This window comes from Anaerococcus sp. AH8042_DFU013_CI05, from assembly GCF_047936775.1.
Classification (GTDB): domain Bacteria; phylum Bacillota; class Clostridia; order Tissierellales; family Peptoniphilaceae; genus Anaerococcus.
This window is the reverse complement of sequence record NZ_CP175954.1, coordinates 295,418-312,003: the sequence shown is the minus strand read 5'-3', so window position 1 is coordinate 312,003 and position 16,586 is coordinate 295,418. Positions and strand designations below refer to the sequence as shown.

The 16,586-nt window shown below is 29.6% G+C and carries 15 protein-coding genes and 1 pseudogene; 1 reads left to right on the top strand and 15 read right to left on the bottom strand.

All coding sequences use genetic code 11. The features are described 5' to 3' along the window. Positions 1–20 precede the first annotated feature (20 nt). From topA to ylqF, 5 genes are read right to left on the bottom strand one after another with little or no spacing between them, the layout of a single operon-like run. On the bottom strand, positions 21–2,075 hold the full coding sequence (topA, locus tag ACKRLN_RS01620; protein WP_416335044.1) for a type I DNA topoisomerase: 2,055 nt from the start codon (positions 2,073–2,075) through the stop codon (positions 21–23). 5 nt (positions 2,076–2,080) lie between these two features. Continuing rightward, positions 2,081–3,172: a DNA-processing protein DprA gene (dprA, locus tag ACKRLN_RS01615; protein ID WP_416335043.1), complete on the bottom strand. Its 1,092-nt coding sequence runs from the start codon at positions 3,170–3,172 to the stop codon at positions 2,081–2,083. Next, positions 3,162–3,509, bottom strand: a complete 348-nt coding sequence (locus ACKRLN_RS01610) for a YraN family protein (RefSeq protein WP_203127600.1) — start codon at positions 3,507–3,509, stop codon at positions 3,162–3,164. The genes dprA and ACKRLN_RS01610 overlap by 11 nt, the downstream gene beginning before the upstream one ends. Then, positions 3,506–4,129 (bottom strand): ribonuclease HII, encoded by a 624-nt coding sequence (locus ACKRLN_RS01605; protein ID WP_416335042.1) that lies wholly within the window; start codon positions 4,127–4,129, stop codon positions 3,506–3,508. The genes ACKRLN_RS01610 and ACKRLN_RS01605 overlap by 4 nt, the downstream gene beginning before the upstream one ends. Continuing rightward, complete coding sequence (gene ylqF / locus ACKRLN_RS01600; RefSeq protein WP_416335369.1) at positions 4,126–4,962, bottom strand: ribosome biogenesis GTPase YlqF; 837 nt, start codon at positions 4,960–4,962, stop codon at positions 4,126–4,128. The genes ACKRLN_RS01605 and ylqF overlap by 4 nt, the downstream gene beginning before the upstream one ends. Positions 4,963–5,234: 272 nt before the next feature. Between ylqF and ACKRLN_RS01595 the strand changes: the two genes are divergently transcribed. Further along, entirely contained in the window at positions 5,235–6,977 is a 1,743-nt protein-coding gene (locus ACKRLN_RS01595) for a phosphoenolpyruvate carboxykinase (RefSeq protein ID WP_416335041.1), read from the top strand. Positions 6,978–7,019: 42 nt separating this feature from the next. Here ACKRLN_RS01595 and ACKRLN_RS01590 read toward each other — a convergent pair whose 3' ends face one another. The 10 genes and pseudogenes from ACKRLN_RS01590 to ACKRLN_RS01545 all read right to left on the bottom strand — a co-directional run bounded on the left by ACKRLN_RS01590 (position 7,020) and on the right by ACKRLN_RS01545 (position 15,980). Beyond that, positions 7,020–8,261, bottom strand: a complete 1,242-nt coding sequence (locus ACKRLN_RS01590; RefSeq protein WP_416335040.1) for an aminotransferase class I/II-fold pyridoxal phosphate-dependent enzyme — start codon at positions 8,259–8,261, stop codon at positions 7,020–7,022. Between the two features lie 249 nt (positions 8,262–8,510). Further along, a pseudogene (gene tnpA / locus ACKRLN_RS01585) lies at positions 8,511–8,837 on the bottom strand (IS200/IS605 family transposase). 497 nt (positions 8,838–9,334) lie between these two features. After that, positions 9,335–10,741 (bottom strand): YcaO-like family protein, encoded by a 1,407-nt coding sequence (locus ACKRLN_RS01580; protein ID WP_203127596.1) that lies wholly within the window; start codon positions 10,739–10,741, stop codon positions 9,335–9,337. After that, positions 10,732–11,490: an ABC transporter permease gene (locus ACKRLN_RS01575; RefSeq protein WP_296143202.1), complete on the bottom strand. Its 759-nt coding sequence runs from the start codon at positions 11,488–11,490 to the stop codon at positions 10,732–10,734. Before ACKRLN_RS01575 ends, ACKRLN_RS01580 begins: the two co-directional genes overlap by 10 nt. After that, complete coding sequence (locus ACKRLN_RS01570) at positions 11,490–12,380, bottom strand: ATP-binding cassette domain-containing protein (protein WP_296143200.1); 891 nt, start codon at positions 12,378–12,380, stop codon at positions 11,490–11,492. Before ACKRLN_RS01570 ends, ACKRLN_RS01575 begins: the two co-directional genes overlap by 1 nt. A 10-nt stretch (positions 12,381–12,390) precedes the next feature. Then, the gene (locus ACKRLN_RS01565; protein ID WP_416335039.1) at positions 12,391–12,786 is read right to left on the bottom strand and encodes a CPBP family intramembrane glutamic endopeptidase; all 396 of its coding nucleotides are present in this window, start codon (positions 12,784–12,786) and stop codon (positions 12,391–12,393) included. Positions 12,787–13,010: 224 nt separating this feature from the next. Continuing rightward, positions 13,011–13,838 carry a SagB family peptide dehydrogenase gene (locus ACKRLN_RS01560; RefSeq protein ID WP_416335038.1) on the bottom strand — a complete coding sequence of 276 codons (828 nt, stop codon included), beginning with the start codon at positions 13,836–13,838 and terminating at the stop codon, positions 13,011–13,013. 9 nt (positions 13,839–13,847) lie between these two features. Beyond that, on the bottom strand, positions 13,848–14,606 hold the full coding sequence (locus ACKRLN_RS01555) for a hypothetical protein (protein ID WP_416335037.1): 759 nt from the start codon (positions 14,604–14,606) through the stop codon (positions 13,848–13,850). Between the two features lie 16 nt (positions 14,607–14,622). Continuing rightward, the gene (locus tag ACKRLN_RS01550) at positions 14,623–15,420 is read right to left on the bottom strand and encodes a hypothetical protein (protein ID WP_203127590.1); all 798 of its coding nucleotides are present in this window, start codon (positions 15,418–15,420) and stop codon (positions 14,623–14,625) included. A 95-nt stretch (positions 15,421–15,515) separates the two neighbouring features. Beyond that, positions 15,516–15,980, bottom strand: coding sequence for a hypothetical protein (locus ACKRLN_RS01545; protein WP_296143190.1), 465 nt, complete (start codon positions 15,978–15,980; stop codon positions 15,516–15,518). Positions 15,981–16,586: the final 606 nt, after the last annotated feature.

Below are 16,586 nucleotides of genomic sequence, written 5' to 3'. Positions count from 1 at the left end.
ATAGAGATGAGAAATTATTCTCATCTCTTCTTTTCTTTTATATAATCACAGTTAGCACATCTTATCTCATCGACTCTTCTATTTTTCTTATGAACTAAAAGGTCACCACATTCTGGGCACTTTTCTCCTGTTGGTGGATCCCATACTGCATATTCGCATTTTGGATAATTATCACAGGCATAAAATCTTTTACCCTTTTTGCTAACTTTTTCGATAATTTCTCCAGTTTTGCATTTTGGACAAGTAACTCCAGTAGTTTTTACTATTGATTTTGTAAAATCACATTCTGGAAAATTGGTACAACCGATAAATTTACCATTTCTGCCGTGTTTTATAGCTAGAGCATGACCGCATTTTGGACATTTTTCATCTAAAACTTCATCTTTGACCTTATAATCTGTATCATCTTTTTTGACATTTTTCATGTCTTTTTCAAAACCAGTATAGAAATTGCCCAATACGTCTTTCCAATATATTTTATGTTCGGCAATCTTATCCAATTGATTTTCCATATCTGCGGTAAATTCTACATTTATTATGTCATCAAAATTTTCTTGTAAAAAGTCATTTACCGTAAAACCAAGTTCTGTTGGATAAATAGACCTGCCCTCGTATTCTACATAGTTTCTATTTACAATTTGATTTATCGTAGCTGAATAAGTTGAAGGACGGCCAATGCCAAATTCTTCAAGGACTTTTACAAGACTTGCTTCAGTATATCTTGCTGGTGGATTTGTAAAGTGTTGGTCTTTTTTTATTTTTGTAGCAGATATTACATCTCCCCCTTTAAGCTCTGGGAGTATATTTTCATTTTCAAGTCCCCCACTTATTTTGTTAAATCCTTCAAAAATAGTGATTTTACCATTTGATTTAAAAATTAAGCTATTATTATCAAAATTTATTGTGGTTGATAGATATTCATAATCTGTCATTTGCGATTGAACAACCCTTGTCCAAATCAATTTGTAAAGCTTATATTGTTGATCGGTTAAATATGGTTTTACTGAGATAGGGTCTCTAAAAATTGATGTTGGTCGGATGGCTTCGTGGGCATCTTGGCTGCCTTTTTTCTTGCCGCCATGATTATTGCCCTTTCCAGCATACTTATCTCCGTACTTATCTTTTATATATTTTAAAGACTCTCCCACAATTTCTGATGAAATTCTTGTAGCGTCAGTTCTCATATAAGAAATCAAACCAACAGACCCATCTCCTACATCTATACCTTCAAATAGTTGTTGGGCCAATTGCATGGTGTATTTTGTAGAATAACCCAATTTGTTTGAAGCATCTTGTTGGAGTGTTGATGTTGTGTAAGGTTTTGGTGGTTTACGAGATTTTTTGGTCTTTTTAACTTCTACTACCTTAAAATTGTCCTTATCTATGGCATCTAAGACCTTATCAGCCCCAGACTCGTTTGAAATTTTTACCTTTTTGCTAGGCTTACCATAAAATTCTGATATAAATTTTGTATTGTCATAATCATGGTCAGCTGTGATTGTCCAGTATTCTTCTGGTACAAAGGCATCTATTTCTTTTTGTTTTTCTACAATTAATTTTAAAGCAACTGATTGCACACGGCCAGCTGAAAGTCCAGATTTTACTCGCTTCCACAAAATCGGACTAATTTCATAACCTACTATCCTATCCATAACCCTTCTAGCTTGTTGAGCATCTACTAGATTTTGGTCAATTTGCCTTGGAGTTTTTATGGCATTTTTTACATTTTCTTTGGTAATTTCATGAAATTCCACACGATTTTTATCATCTGGATCAAGTCCCAATAGATATTCCAAATGCCAGCTTATAGCTTCACCTTCCCTATCCGGGTCAGTTGCCAAGTAAACTTTGTCCGCCTTATCTGCTTCTTTTTTAAGTTCATTTATAGTTTTTGCCCTGCCCCTTACTTTTATATATTCAGGTTCAAAGTTATTTTCTATATCTACACCAAATTTTGACTTTGGTAAATCACGCAAATGTCCAATGGTCGCCATTACCTTGTAATTGCTTCCTAGCATCTTGCCGATTGATCTTGCTTTTGTTGGAGATTCTACTATCACTAAATTTTTAGCCAAGCTTTTCACCTCTTTGTTGTAAATTCATTATTTCCAATATTTTCTATATAATCTCTAAGTTCGAGTGATGTTAAAAGATAATTAATTTCTTCGATATTATATGATAAATTTGCTGCAAGTAAGTCTGCAGTAGCATTTGGATTTTCTTCGATATATCTTACTATTTCTAGCTCATCTTTTGCAAGTGATGAATAATCAATACTTGATTTTATTTGATTGATATCCAATAGATAATCCAGTTCTTCTAGGATATCCTCAGTACTTGTAATTAATTTGCTACCCTCTTGGATAAGTTTATTTGTACCCTTGGAATAAATAGAATTTATATTTCCAGGCACTGCAAATACTTCTTTACCTTGGTCTAAGGCACATCTGGTTGTAATCATTGTCCCAGATTTTTCCTTAGCTTCAATAACTACTGTTGCAAGCGATATACCGGATATAATTCTATTTCTCCTTGGAAAATTATAAGGCTTTGGTTCAGTTCCTAGGGGAAATTCTGATAATATAAGTCCCTTATTTTCTAGTTCTTGATATAAATTACGGTTTTGTTTAGGGTATATCTTATCTATTCCACAACCGATTATTCCTATGGTCCTGCCAGAAACTTCTAATGTAGATTTGTGGCATACTGCATCTATGCCATAGGCAAGTCCAGATACAGTTGTAATTCCAGCTGATGAAACTCCCTGGCTTAAAGTTTTACAAGCCCATTTGCCGTAATCAGTGCATTTACGTGCGCCAACAAAGGCAATGGAGTTTTTATCTTTTTCGTGATCTAGTTCACCCTTATAAAATAATATAGCAGGTCTATCTTCAATATATCTAAGGTTTCCTGGATAATCTTCATCTAAAATAGTTACGTAGTTATAGCCATATTTAATAACTTTTTCATGATATTCTTTAAAATCTACCATGGATTTAGCATTAAATATTTTTTCATATATCTTATCTGTTAAAAAATCTAAATCTATCCTAGATTTGTCAAAAAAATTATCAAAACCTATGGTTTCATTAATCTTTAAAATGACACGATTATCTAAAAATATGTAGTTTAAGTATAATATTATTTCTCTATTTGTGTATTTAGAATGCATTTTCAATATAATTTATCTTTCTACTTTCGGTAAATACTTCCGCCACATCAAATCTCATTATATAATTTGTAAGATTGTTCTCAATTAGATAAGTTTGGCTAGCCTTGGCTATGCGTTGTTGTTTATAAAAGTTTACTGCTTCTCTGGGATAGCCAAATTTTATATTTTTTCTAGCTTTTACTTCCACAAAACATACTATATCATTTTTCATAGCAACAATATCAATTTCTCCATAGGGCTTTAGGTAATTACGGTCGAGTATTTCGTATCCATTTTCGATTAAAAATTTTGCAACGATTTCTTCTCCTAAGTTCCCTATTTTTCTTTTTTCACTCATAAAAAACTTTCCTGTTTTGCATAGTATTTTTTTAAGAAACTTAGCCTATGAATAGGTGTAATTCCGTTGTTATCAATAGCTTCGTAATGTTTTTTTGTTCCGTAGCCTACATTTGTATCAAAGGAATATTCTGGATAGATTTTTGAAAAATTAATCATAATATCATCCCTACGGATCTTTGCTAAAATTGACGCACAAGAGATGGCATACTCATTTAAATCTCCTTTTACAATATTTAATTGAGGGATATTTGAGTCAATTCTTTCTGCATCTATTAGCAAAATTTCTGGCTTTATATTTAAATTCTCAACTGCATTTTTCATCGCAAATAGGGTCGCCTGTCTGATATTTATCTTATCTATCACTTTATTATTGGCATAGCCATAAGAAACTGCAAGAGAATCATCTAAGATTTGCTCTTTTAATTCTAACATTTTCTTACGTTTTAGCTTTTTAGAATCAGTTACGCCTTCGATATTGGAATCTTTTTTCATAATTACAGCACAGGTTACAACAGGTCCTGCCAAGGGCCCACGGCCTACTTCATCCACTCCTGCTATATAAGTATATTTTTCGTATATTTGTTTTTTTATTTGATCATTATATTCTGAATATCTCATGGGCGTTCTAGTGTGATTCTTCCAAGTTTGCCTGACCTAAAGTCTGTTAAAATTATGTTTGCAGTTCTAGTGTAGTCAAAATCTCCACCCTTTGTGACTGCACCACGTTTTCTTGCAATATCTTCGTAGATTTCTAGGGCTGGTTTTTCTTGATCTATACCATATCTTTCATTTAGATTTTCTGGATAATCTTCCTTCATTTTTTCTAAAAACTTAAGAGTTAGGTCTTCGATATTTAAAATTTCATCTTTTATGGCATGGGTATATGATAAATTTAGTCCAGTTTCCTCATCAAATTTTGGCCATAAAACCCCAGGAGTATCTAGAAGTTCAATATTTGCATTTGTTTTTATCCATTGCTTAGTTTTTGTAACACCTGGGCGGTTTCCTACATTTGCAGATTTTCTTTTTGCAACATTATTTATAAAGGTAGATTTGCCTGCATTTGGTATACCAACTATCATCATGCGGATGACTTTATTTTCAATATTTTTTGCCTCTATTCTCTCAAACTTTTCAGATAGTTCTGCCTTTGCTAAATCATAAATTCTAGAGACATTTATTTTTTCTTTTGAATTCATAAGTGTAGCAGGTATACCCTCCCCCTTAAATTTATTAATCCACATTTTATTTACCTTACTATCGGCAAGGTCTGATTTATTCATCACTATTAAACGTGGTTTATCTCCCAAAATCTCATCAAGCATAGGATTTCTGGATGATTCTGGTATGCGGGCATCTATTATTTCTAAAACTATGTCTACTAGTTTTAAGTTATTTTGAATCTCTTCCTTGGTCTTTTTCATATGACCTGGATACCAATTTATATTCATTGCCATAATACTCTCCTTATTTTCTAAATATATTATACATAATATATTGTCTTTATCTAGAATCAGTTAATTTGTTGTACTTAAAAAGTGTACCAATTTATAGAGTATAAAGCTATATTTGATGCACTTAATTTAATTATTTAATAAATAAATCTCATAATAGCTGAGATTTATTCTTTTTAATTTTTATCCTTGTGTTTAGCCAAGTTTTGATATACAATTAATAAAAATTATCAATAAAAAGTAGAAAAGAATAAAGAATGGAGAAGAAAATGAGTATGGAATTTTCTATTACAGGAAACAAGTCTATTTTAAACTTATCGGAACAATTTTTTAATGATATCAACGAACTTTTAAATAGCGATTCTTTCTTTGAACTAACAAAATCATTTATAAACTATCACAAAGAAGAATCATCAAGGGTCTACGCATACATAGAACAATTTTTTATTAATTCATCTGTTGACTCTCTTTCAAGAGAATTAGTTGATATCCTAAAGCTACTTACAGTTATGAATATTGACGAAGTTTCTTCAAAAATAAACAAATATCATAACCTAAACAAGGAAAAAGATGGACTATTAAAGATAGTTGAAGAATTTTATAACTATTGGAGAAATCTTGAAAGATACTCAATCATAGAACAAAAAGAAGATTCTCGTGGAGTTGGAGTTGTAAATTTTGTTGAGATCAATGAAAAATTAAAAAATATGATCCTACAAGCCTACAGAAGAATTGAAATGTCTATCATAGGAGAATGGCCAAAAGTCTATAGGCAAGTACCTGCAGCAGCTGATGCTTCTATTATGATAAGATATTTTGATAAGGACTTTCCAGAAATTTATCAAGACTTAAATAAAATACCTTTTATAACTCAAGTTATGATTGAAACTCCATATATTACCTATACTAAATCAAATAAAAGAGATGGAATATTTGAAGAAGTTTACGAAAACCCAATATTTGATACAGATATAAATTACGACCATTTCTTCTGCTATCCAGCAAAGGTAGGAGATAATTTAATCTATATATATTTTCATAGAGACCTTCTTACCCATGGAGTTTCAGCATCCAACCTATTTGAGCTAGCAGATGTTAAAGATATTGAAGAAAAAACTCCAGATGCCATTTATATTTATGGACCAAAAGATAAGGGTGATAGAAAAAATTCTTTCTACTATGATGAGGAAAATAAATTATATGTTGGCTATATTGCCTACAGCGATAAGATTGATTATTTTGGTTATCTTAAAAAAATGGTCCTAACCTTAAACAATGTAATAAACATCAAAAAAGGATATTTACCAATACACGGTGCTGGTCTTTCAATAGTTTTACAAAATGATAAAACAGTAAATATAGTAATCCTTGGTGATAGCGGAGCAGGAAAAAGTGAATCAATAGAAGCCTTTAGATCTCTTGCCAAAGACTATATAAAAGAGATGACCATAGTTTTTGATGATATGGGATCATTTAGAATAAAAGATGGTAAAGTTTATGCTTATGGAACAGAAATAGGTGCTTTTGTAAGGCTTGATGACCTTGATGCAGGCTATGCCTTTAAGCAAATTGATAGATCAATTTTTATGAATCCTGATAAAGTAAACTCTAGACTTATAATGCCTGTGGCAAGTTTTGAGGAGATAAATAAGGGATATGAAGTTGACTTTTTCCTTTATGCAGATAACTACTCAGCAGTTTTAGACAATGAGTCTTCACTAGAAATAATTGATGATAAAAAAGAAGCCTTAAGAATTTTTAAAAGAGGTGGAAGACTTGCCAAAGGAACTACTACAGAAACAGGTCTTGTTAAAACTTATTTTGCAAATCCATTTGGTCCTGTTCAAAAAATGGAAGAATGTGACAAGTTATTAGACCAATATTTTGAAACTTTATATAAAAATAAGGTTAAGGTAGGAACTATAAGAACTCAATTAGCACTTGATAATATGCAATTTGCAGGACCAAAAGCTGCTGCTATCGAACTCTTCGAACTAATTAAAAATATGTAAAATAAAAAAACTCAAGCAAAATAATATGCTTGAGTTTTTGTTCTATTTGTTTACCTTATCAATAGCTTCTTTTATAAGCTTTGGTGAAATTTTACATTTTTCTTCACTTACTGCACACACTGCAAATCTTAGCCCGTTTTTATTTGCAACTATGTACATATCTTTTTCCTTTAATTTTTCGGCAACTTCTTTTGGATTTTCACATGGAATTGAAATGAAAAATCCTCCAAAATATGGCAGATGAATAAGGCCCACCTCTTTTGCACTTTCTACAAAAGCACTAGCTCTTTTTTCAATCAAACGTCTATTTGCAATAAGTTCATCTTCATAAGATTTTTTCTTCTTTTCATCACTTTCTATATCAACTAAGATATTCATACCAGCATGGGTTATATTTGACCAGATTGATCTGTTTGAATGTTTCATCGAATCAAAGGCTCTGTTTGCAATATCTTCATTTGATGAAATTATTATACAAGCACCTGCTCTTATTCCATAAGCTGTATAGGATTTACTCATAGAATAGGCAATTGTTGTTATGATATTTTCTGGTAAAGATGAAAATTTTTGAAAGAATTTCTTTTGAGATCCATCCCCTGCAAATTCTATATAAGCAACATCAAGAAGAATGCAGATAAACTTACCAGAAACCGCTCTTTTTCTTATTACGTCAAGAATCCTATCCCACATTGCATCATTTATACTAAAACCTGTGGGGTTATTGGCAGGGGTGTTAAATACACAAAGGACCCTATCTCTTTTTTCTAAGGCAAAATCTAAAGTATTTGTAAACTCTTCTAGATTGAAGTTAAAATCTTCATCTAAAAACTCATAAGTTTTAAATTCCCTATCAAATTCTTCACACATTGTATGATAAGCCGGCCAATACCAATTCGGACATATTACATAATCACCTTGATTTAAAAATGTCCAAATACTATGCCTAATAGCTCCAGTGCCACCAGCAGTTGCAACAGCTTTAATATAAGCATCTGGCTTATAAGAGCCAAAGCAATTATCAATTAAGAGGTCAAGATAAGCTTCATTTCCCTCAATAGCTCCATAGCCTGCTATTGACTTTTTATCCATATCTTTTAATGTATCATAGACACTATCAAATGCAATCAGATTCCCATCATCATCTATCAATGTTCCAAGAGTTGAGTCTATGACCTTATCTCTTCCTTTTGCTTTTATAGCTTCTTTGCATTCTTTATTTACTTTAAATATTTCATCTTCAAGTCTTGGCCACCTAGCATGGTCTGCTATAATATCTTTTGCCATAATCTCTCCCCCATTTTAATATTTTTGATATTGTATCATTTTTTAATATTTTTTAAAAGGAAAGATTTAGAAATCATAAAGTATCTCTATGAAATATAAATCAAATAGGTATTTTTATCTAACCAAAACTACCAGTTTAGCTGGTAGGTTCCACAGCGCCTAGAAGGCGCTAATACCAGCACGCCCCTACTGGACCTTAGAGTATTTCTCCATATGCAACACTATCCCAGCTACTGCTTAAGCAGTTATTTATTTGCTCTTTGGTAATGACTCACTCGTAAAAGGGTCATAGTATTCCTTTAAGCTGATTTGATCTAAATAATAATCTTCTTATAATTGATTTTGTATATATTCTTTTATTATTTTTTCGTTTCGTCCTATTATATCAACATAGTAACCTCTACACCAGAAATGTCTGTTTCCATATTTATATTTTAAATTGGCATGGCGATCAAATATTATTAATGAACTTTTTCCCTTTAAGTATCCCATTATTTCTGATATGCTGTATTTTGGTGCAAATACTACATGATATTTACATCGTCATTTAGTGTGTGATAAACTATTTTCGTCCATTAAATTCTCCTTGTTTTAATTGTACTTGTGGTTATCACAATTATATATCAAGTGAGAATTTTTTGGCTTGAAACTGGCGCTTAAATCCTCCACCTGCATAGCGGGTGGTTTTTTGTTTCACTCACATTCGTTCGTTCAACTCACTAAAGTGAATAATAAAATATGTCTCCTTAAGCTTAAAAGTTAAGGAGACATTTTATTATTATGACAAGCATAATAAGTAATCTTTTCTGCTATATTTTATTCCCTAAAAATTTAACAGTATATAACTATATATTAATTGAATATATTTGCCCAGCACCAGCAACAGCAGCTACAGCACCATCCACCTGGTGAAAGTGCACTAGCATTGAAGTCTTTTTGGTCTTCAATTTTCTTTACAATTTTCATTAAGCGACTCTCCTTTCTTATTATTTACAGCAGAAAAGTATTACCAAGATTATTCTGTTTTTAGAAAAATTAATCTAGATTTTATCTAAAAACTTATTTAATAAATATTATGGGAAAGGTAAAATTCTCTTATTTAAATTTTCACCTTTTGGTAAGAATTTTTCATAAGCTTTATGACCTAAAGCCGGGACTCCTGCAATGAAAGCTGTAGAGAACTCTTTCATATAAACTTTAGCTATATATATTCTTCTAAATCTCTCTTGCATTTTAAGTACTGTGTAGACAGGCTTTATATCATTTTTCTCTACATATTCTTTAACGCTAAGACCTAGTTGTTCTTTACGTATTTCGGATAATTTAATTTTATCGTTTCCTTTAACAAACCAATCTAACTCACGTTTATAACATGAAAGTCCATAGTAAGATACTGCTTGATAAAAAGTTTTGAAATTTTTGGGATCATCACCTTCGTGAACATCTAAAACTTGGTTAGAGAACTTTGATGTTATCCAATTTGGAGCGTAAACAATTTTTCTAGTATTATTAATCGATTGCATATATTCTTCTAGAGATGATAATATAGCACTTTCTATATCATTAGAGACCCCTCCTCCAGCATTAAAAGAATATTTTGTCATATCTTCATCAAAAGACATAGCAGTTACAACGTGAAAATTTTCTTGATCTACGTTATGTAAATAAAAATTAATATTTTTATCTCTTATGTATTCTTTAAACTTTAAAAGCTTTGAATTTTTTACTTTATCTAATATAATTGCTTTTGGAGGATTTTTACAATACCAAGATAAATTAATTTCATGGCGTTCAATAATTTCTTCTATCCCGTGTAAAATTCCACGATTATATTCAAAATGAGAAGTCAGCCCCCCCGATGTAGAATAACCTATCCTATCTTCATTTTTTTCTTGTTGAACGTAGTACATTAGAACTAGGGATGCAGGAAATAGAATTTCCTCATCTGTTCTGTATTCTTTCATCGGAACCCATCCAATTATGCTATCTTCATTAAATTTATCAAATAAGAAGTTTTTTTCTTCATGTTGATCTTTTGCAAATAATGAATAGTCTGCAGGATTAGCTGCATTAATATTTTTATTGACTAAGTCCTTGTAAGAGGATACTACCAAATTATTTTCTTGCTCAAAATATTCAAAACATGCCATAAGTCTTTCAAATGCTTCTCCTAAAGATGAACATATTGCTTTATAGTATGTGAATCCCTTTCCTCCAGCAAATATAGATTCACTAAGGGATAATGATTGTCCTGTGTTACCAAGAAGATAATTAAAAATATAATCTATATTAGAAAACTCACAATTGCCTATAAAAAGTGGTAGTTCTGAATATGGAGCTAAAACTATATCTAATTTTTTTATCAAGTTAAAATATCCTAGATAATTCATCATCTCCCTGTAATTTAAGAAGTCTTCAACTTGAAATTCTGATGGCTCAGAAATCTTTTTATGATTTTGTACTTTTATCTTTAATCCCATTTTATCCTCACATTCTTTAGTACTAGTATTGCAATTATAGTATAACCAAGCATATAGAGACAGTTTATTCCATTATTAGATAATGAAAATTCATTAATCCAAACATTTTGAACTATTTCAATAGAATGATACATTGGAAAAACACGAGCAACTTTTTGTACAATTTCTGGTAAAGAGTCTACTGGCAAAGCAACCCCAGATGTAAATATCAAAAACATAAATACTCCCGATGCTACTAAACTAGCTGTTCTAGTTGATTTTATTAGCAAGGCTAATGCATAACCTAAAATGAAAAATACAAACATAATATCAAAATATGCTACAATGAATATTAGTAATGATTTAATATCCATAAACCAACTCGCATCATATATTAAAAAAGATGCAGCTACAAAGAGAGATGTTGATAGCAAACAAACAATCATAAAAGTTAGCATAAGTGATAAGAAATACATCCCATAAGATACAGGATAGGTCATATACCTTTTTAAAACTCCTTGATCTTTTGCTTCAAGCGTTGTTATTGGAATCCCCATTAAACCAGTATTTGCTAATAAAAATACTATATTTACAGGAATTACTGTGTCTATCCCTAATACATCGGAACCGTACTTGGTTACTTCATCACCGAAAGTACCACCAAAAACTATTGTTAGCACCATAGGTAAAACTATCATAAAGAAAAGGGAAACATATTCACGTGATAAAGCAATCATTTCCATTTTTAAATATGGTTTTATTTTATTCATTACATAATCTCCTCAGAATGACTCTTTTTACCAGTTAAATAAAAATATATGTCTTCTAAATCCAAATCATGAACTGATACTTTTAAATCTTTCACTTTGTTTTGAATCTGATCAACATTATTTCTTATATAGAAATTATGAACAGTTCCTGATACTTTAATTTCGGAAGTGCCACCCAATTCTTCTATGATTTGCTTTATGGGAGCAACATTGTTATGTCTAACTTTAATTAATTTCTCGTAAGGACATTTTTTTCTTATATTTTCAAAAGTATCTTTTGCTACTATTCTTCCATTATCTAGTAAAATTATTGTATCAGAATAGAGTCTTGCTTGATTTAAGTAGTGATCAGAAACAATTACAATATGCTCTTTTCCGTATTCTCTAATTGTATTCCAAATCTCATCTCTACTATATGTATCAAGTCCTGATACTGGTTCATCAAGCATGATAATGTTTTGCTGTGCTAAAAAAAGAATAGCTGTTAAAAAACGTCTTTTTGTACCTCCAGAAAGAGTAGTTGTTTTATTGTTATAATATTTTTCCAGATTAAATCTTTTTAAATAATCAATATCATTAACTTCAATTTGAAAAATATCTTTTATTAGAGCCATTTCTTCCTTTAATTTTATTGTTTTTCTCAAACCATTTTGTTGACATAAGAATCCTAGCTCTTTTTTCGCCTCTAAACTTCCTGCTTTATAGCCACTTATTAAAACTTCTCCGCTATCCGCTTTACGAAGCCCCGCTATTATCTCCAATAAAGTTGTTTTCCCACTACCGTTTGGACCTGCTATCAAATAAACACCTGGTTCCTTAAGATCTAGATTTATATTATCTAACACAGTATTATCGTAATTTTTTATTACATGATCTACAATTAAATTCATATCTTAACTCCTAAACATCATCTCTATTTCTCCTTGTATTTACCCCACCAAATAATTCAATCGCAATATTATAAGTAATATGAACTATTATAGAATAATAAATATTCTTAGTTATTAGAACAATCATACCAAAAATAAGTCCAATAACTATTTTAGATAATCCATCATACTTTGAAAAGTAAAAGTGAATTATACCGAATGAAATTGATCCTAGCATAAATAATAACACTCCCTTCACAAATTCTAATTGACTTATAGGGAATCTAAATATAAACTCCTCACCAATTGATATTATCAAGGATAAGATTAATCTTAATAATGATATATCATTAAAGCTAGTATAAAATTTTATGTCTAGTATCAACAAATCATTTAATAAAATATTTTTTATTAATAAATCTACCATATAAATTAAAAAACCTATAATGATAAAACCTACGCATAATAAAAATTCAACATTCGTTGCCTGTATTATTAATTCCATCTTATAACGTAGTACTATGTATAATGCTAGACTAGTTGTCATAAGTATATGTGCGGCCAACACTACAATTCTAGAATGAATTAACTTATCTAACATCCTCTGGACTAAGGGAAATACCAGAAAGATTAATAGAGAATAGTTAAACATTAATTTTTAATTCCAAAGGACATAGTGGAAATTGGATAATCATTTTCTGTTAAAGAAAGTAATTTTTCTAATTCATTTTCTAAAAAACCCGCAACTATACAAGAGGATACGCCTAAATACTCTCCAAGTAATTGCATATACGCTGTTGCAATTCCTGCATCCATATGCACCATTCTATAGGCACGCTTATAATATTTAGGAACTATTCTAGATAAGTCTGATACAATTGTTACTATAAAATTAGAATATACAGTAAATTCATTTTGATAATTGACATACTTCTCAGCTAATCTCATATTTCCATGTTCAATTTGTATGAGCTCATCATTAATAAAATCATAATAATATATTCCACTTTCTACTCCAGTAACTTTATTTACGAATACATACAGATCAAGATGGTTGAGACCGCCAGCACTATTAACGAATCTAAAAGGATATTCTCTTTGATCATAAGCTCCTCGTGCAGTACGTTTTTTTCCAAAGCTATAGTGTAGAATTGTACTGAATTGCTCAAAAGACACTTCTTCGTTTTTATAGTCACGAATAGAATATCTTTGAGTTATAACCTTTTTCAAATCACAATTTGACATATCTTCACAAGGTTTTAATTTTATTCTTTTAGCATTACTATTAATTATATTTTCTTTATTATGTGAAATATGGTATTCATCATGTAAATATTTATTATATTCTTTTGTCTTGTAAGGAGTATCGTCGATTATTTCATGAATTATAGCAACTTGCTCTATATCTGGTAAATTAGCTATATTGTTAGAAATTTCTTTTATTTGATCTGAATACTTATTTAGTCTTATACCTTCCATTTTATCTCCTTAACATGTAATAATGCTAATAATACTTTTTTCAACTGAATCTATTCGGAATTTTTCATTTATATATCTAGACTCAAATCTTCGAATAATCTTAGAATCATCAGTACTATGTTCAACTAGTGAAAGTATTCTACCATAGTCTATGAGTGATTCTCTATAACCATATTCACCAAGAAATAGCATCTTCCTTATAGGTATAAATATAGGAATTATTACTATCTTATCAGTTAAGTCCATAGATAAAATTTTAGAAATTTTATCTATAAGATTTTTACCATTTTTTTCCCACGTGAATACAAAATTTTTTTTTGGTAAATATTGATATAAACTACCATCTACATAAAAAATTAAATCTACTGAAGAATAAAGTTCTATATCTTTTTTATTTAAATTATTAAGAATCTTTTTTATTTTATTGGAAAAAGAATCTATAAATACGTATTTTTCTTCTTTAATTACATATTCTGAATCATGAGGATGAACTGTTTTATTTCTCCAATCAACAGATACTTCATACAAATTTATATTTTCATCCATCTCATCTGAGTTCCAAAAATCTGAGTTTGCATGAAATAATTCTGCATAAGATACAAATTCATCTCTGGTATATCTAGAAGCATAATAGTCTAAATTTTTTTCGAAAACTTCAAATACGTTATCATTAAAGACATCATTTTCTTCTATATATCTTTTAAATGATGCTATCTGTTCACCTGAAAAGTCATCGTATTGTTCATTTTCATTTAATAACTTCTCCATAGCTTATATCTCCTTTCTATATAAATGGATGAGTAAGATTTGAGTCACCTTGACAACTAGGACATTTAGGAAATCGGAAAAGTTTTGTTTTTGAAAAATGCATTCTTTCAAAGTCAATAGATTGAGCAAAAGTATTAATTTGTGTTTGTTTTTTTATAAAATTCATTATAACTATTGACCAATCAAGTAACATGGCAGAATAAAAAGAACTTTTTTTCATAGTTCTTTTTTTTATAATTTCTTCTTTCATTATTTGATATTCTAATAAATTATGGAAAGACGATTCTCTTAAAAGTTCAAAGTCGTTGTAGCACCCTTTGTACTTAGGTTCTAATAGAGGTAATACTATTCCTTCATCCCCATCCATATAAGAAAAGATAGCGTCTTTATTTTCTTCAACGATGTATGAATTTATTGTATAGAAAATATCTGGTCTAAAACTATTAGAGAAAACTAATATCATTTCTGAGTTTTTTATATACTTTTCTAGCTCTGAATTATCTTCTGATACATTTTCGATTTCAAAAAAAGCATCCATAATAAAATCCATTTGGTTAAGTTTAGTTTCTATAAGTTTTTTATCATCTATTGTTGAAATGACCATTACTTTATTTAGAACAGAATCATTGTTAACTCTTCTTATTACTTCTAATTCTAAAAGTTTTTGTATAAATTCTTTTGACTCATCTCCAATATATTTTTTAACATTATTGGAAAATTTTTCCTCGTCTATAGGATACTTCTCAATTTCAAATATATATTCCAATACATCAGTATTATTTTCGTCAATTATATTAAATGAGTAATTTGACATACTACCTTTTTTGACAAGATAGTTTGCTTTGGTGCAACGAAAAAATTCTAAATCGTTATATAGATTAATCATATATGTACATCCCCTTTTTATATTTACTTATCTTCTAAAAATAATTCAAAATCAAGAACATCCCCGTAATAAGAAATATGAGACAGTTCTATTATAGAGTTATTCGATAAATCCAAATCCGGTCTTTGTTTCATTAACAATTTTATACCTTCACGGAATTCATTTTCATTGTTTGTGATAGCTAATTTCACCCCCTCATTTATTGAAAAATTTTTTTCCAATTCATATTGTGGATGCTTTTTAAAAAAATTACTAAGTCCATCATTTATAGAAATTGGAACACGGATTTGCATCAACATAGTTTTTTTAGTTGGATTTTTACCTACAACCTTACTAATAACGATATTTTTATGCTCTATTCCAATTTTTCTAAGTTTAGGCATAATCATATCAAGCTCTTTTTTTATAATTTGCGGCTGTGTTACTTCTCTTTCGAAGAAAAATAAATCCTCAAAATTTAGTCTTTCAGTTCTAACTAACTCACTCATAAGTATCCCTTCACACTTATATTAAAATCCTAATGAAACAATAAATTATTCTTTTATGATTTGAAGTGTATAATCATCAATTTTAAACCATCGATATTTTAATAACCAACAATATATTAAACGTTTATCCATCTTATAGGATATAATTAACACATTTATTATTTTATCTAAGTTTTATTTAGAATTTATTATTATTCTGTAAATAATATGTAAAAATATTTAAAATTATTTTGTAATCAAATTTATATAAAAACTAATCAATATTAATAATTTACTATTTAAATAATAATTAGTTCATTGTTAAAAATCAAGGTTACAGGAAAGTCCTAATTGACTTATAATCCTATATTACTCACTGCTATAAATTGATTAACCTTAATTTACTAGTATAGTCCATATCCGGTAGAATCTTTTTTACACCTAGTTTATGTGCATAATAACCCCTTTTAAAATTTCGAGGACACCAAAATTTTGGCCTTAACATCAGACATAAATCTATATTTATGACTGATGTTTTTTGTTCACTTAAGTAAGTTGAACGAACGAATGTGAGTGAAACAAAAAACCACCTGCTATGCAGGTGGAGGAATTTAGCTTTAGCTTCAA

What these genes read in the sequence shown, in the direction of transcription:
- dprA (WP_416335043.1), bottom strand. Translation starts at nt 3,172, where the DNA reads ATGCATTCTAAATACACAAATAGAGAAATAATATTATACTTAAACTAC.
- ACKRLN_RS01610 (WP_203127600.1), bottom strand. Translation starts at nt 3,509, where the DNA reads ATGAGTGAAAAAAGAAAAATAGGGAACTTAGGAGAAGAAATCGTTGCA.
- ACKRLN_RS01605 (WP_416335042.1), bottom strand. Translation starts at nt 4,129, where the DNA reads ATGAGATATTCAGAATATAATGATCAAATAAAAAAACAAATATACGAA.
- ylqF (WP_416335369.1), bottom strand. Translation starts at nt 4,962, where the DNA reads ATGAATATAAATTGGTATCCAGGTCATATGAAAAAGACCAAGGAAGAG.
- ACKRLN_RS01595 (WP_416335041.1), top strand. Translation starts at nt 5,235, where the DNA reads ATGAGTATGGAATTTTCTATTACAGGAAACAAGTCTATTTTAAACTTA.
- ACKRLN_RS01590 (WP_416335040.1), bottom strand. Translation starts at nt 8,261, where the DNA reads ATGGCAAAAGATATTATAGCAGACCATGCTAGGTGGCCAAGACTTGAA.
- ACKRLN_RS01580 (WP_203127596.1), bottom strand. Translation starts at nt 10,741, where the DNA reads ATGGGATTAAAGATAAAAGTACAAAATCATAAAAAGATTTCTGAGCCA.
- ACKRLN_RS01575 (WP_296143202.1), bottom strand. Translation starts at nt 11,490, where the DNA reads ATGAATAAAATAAAACCATATTTAAAAATGGAAATGATTGCTTTATCA.
- ACKRLN_RS01570 (WP_296143200.1), bottom strand. Translation starts at nt 12,380, where the DNA reads ATGAATTTAATTGTAGATCATGTAATAAAAAATTACGATAATACTGTG.
- ACKRLN_RS01565 (WP_416335039.1), bottom strand. Translation starts at nt 12,786, where the DNA reads ATGGTAGATTTATTAATAAAAAATATTTTATTAAATGATTTGTTGATA.
- ACKRLN_RS01560 (WP_416335038.1), bottom strand. Translation starts at nt 13,838, where the DNA reads ATGGAAGGTATAAGACTAAATAAGTATTCAGATCAAATAAAAGAAATT.
- ACKRLN_RS01555 (WP_416335037.1), bottom strand. Translation starts at nt 14,606, where the DNA reads ATGGAGAAGTTATTAAATGAAAATGAACAATACGATGACTTTTCAGGT.
- ACKRLN_RS01550 (WP_203127590.1), bottom strand. Translation starts at nt 15,420, where the DNA reads ATGTCAAATTACTCATTTAATATAATTGACGAAAATAATACTGATGTA.
- ACKRLN_RS01545 (WP_296143190.1), bottom strand. Translation starts at nt 15,980, where the DNA reads ATGAGTGAGTTAGTTAGAACTGAAAGACTAAATTTTGAGGATTTATTT.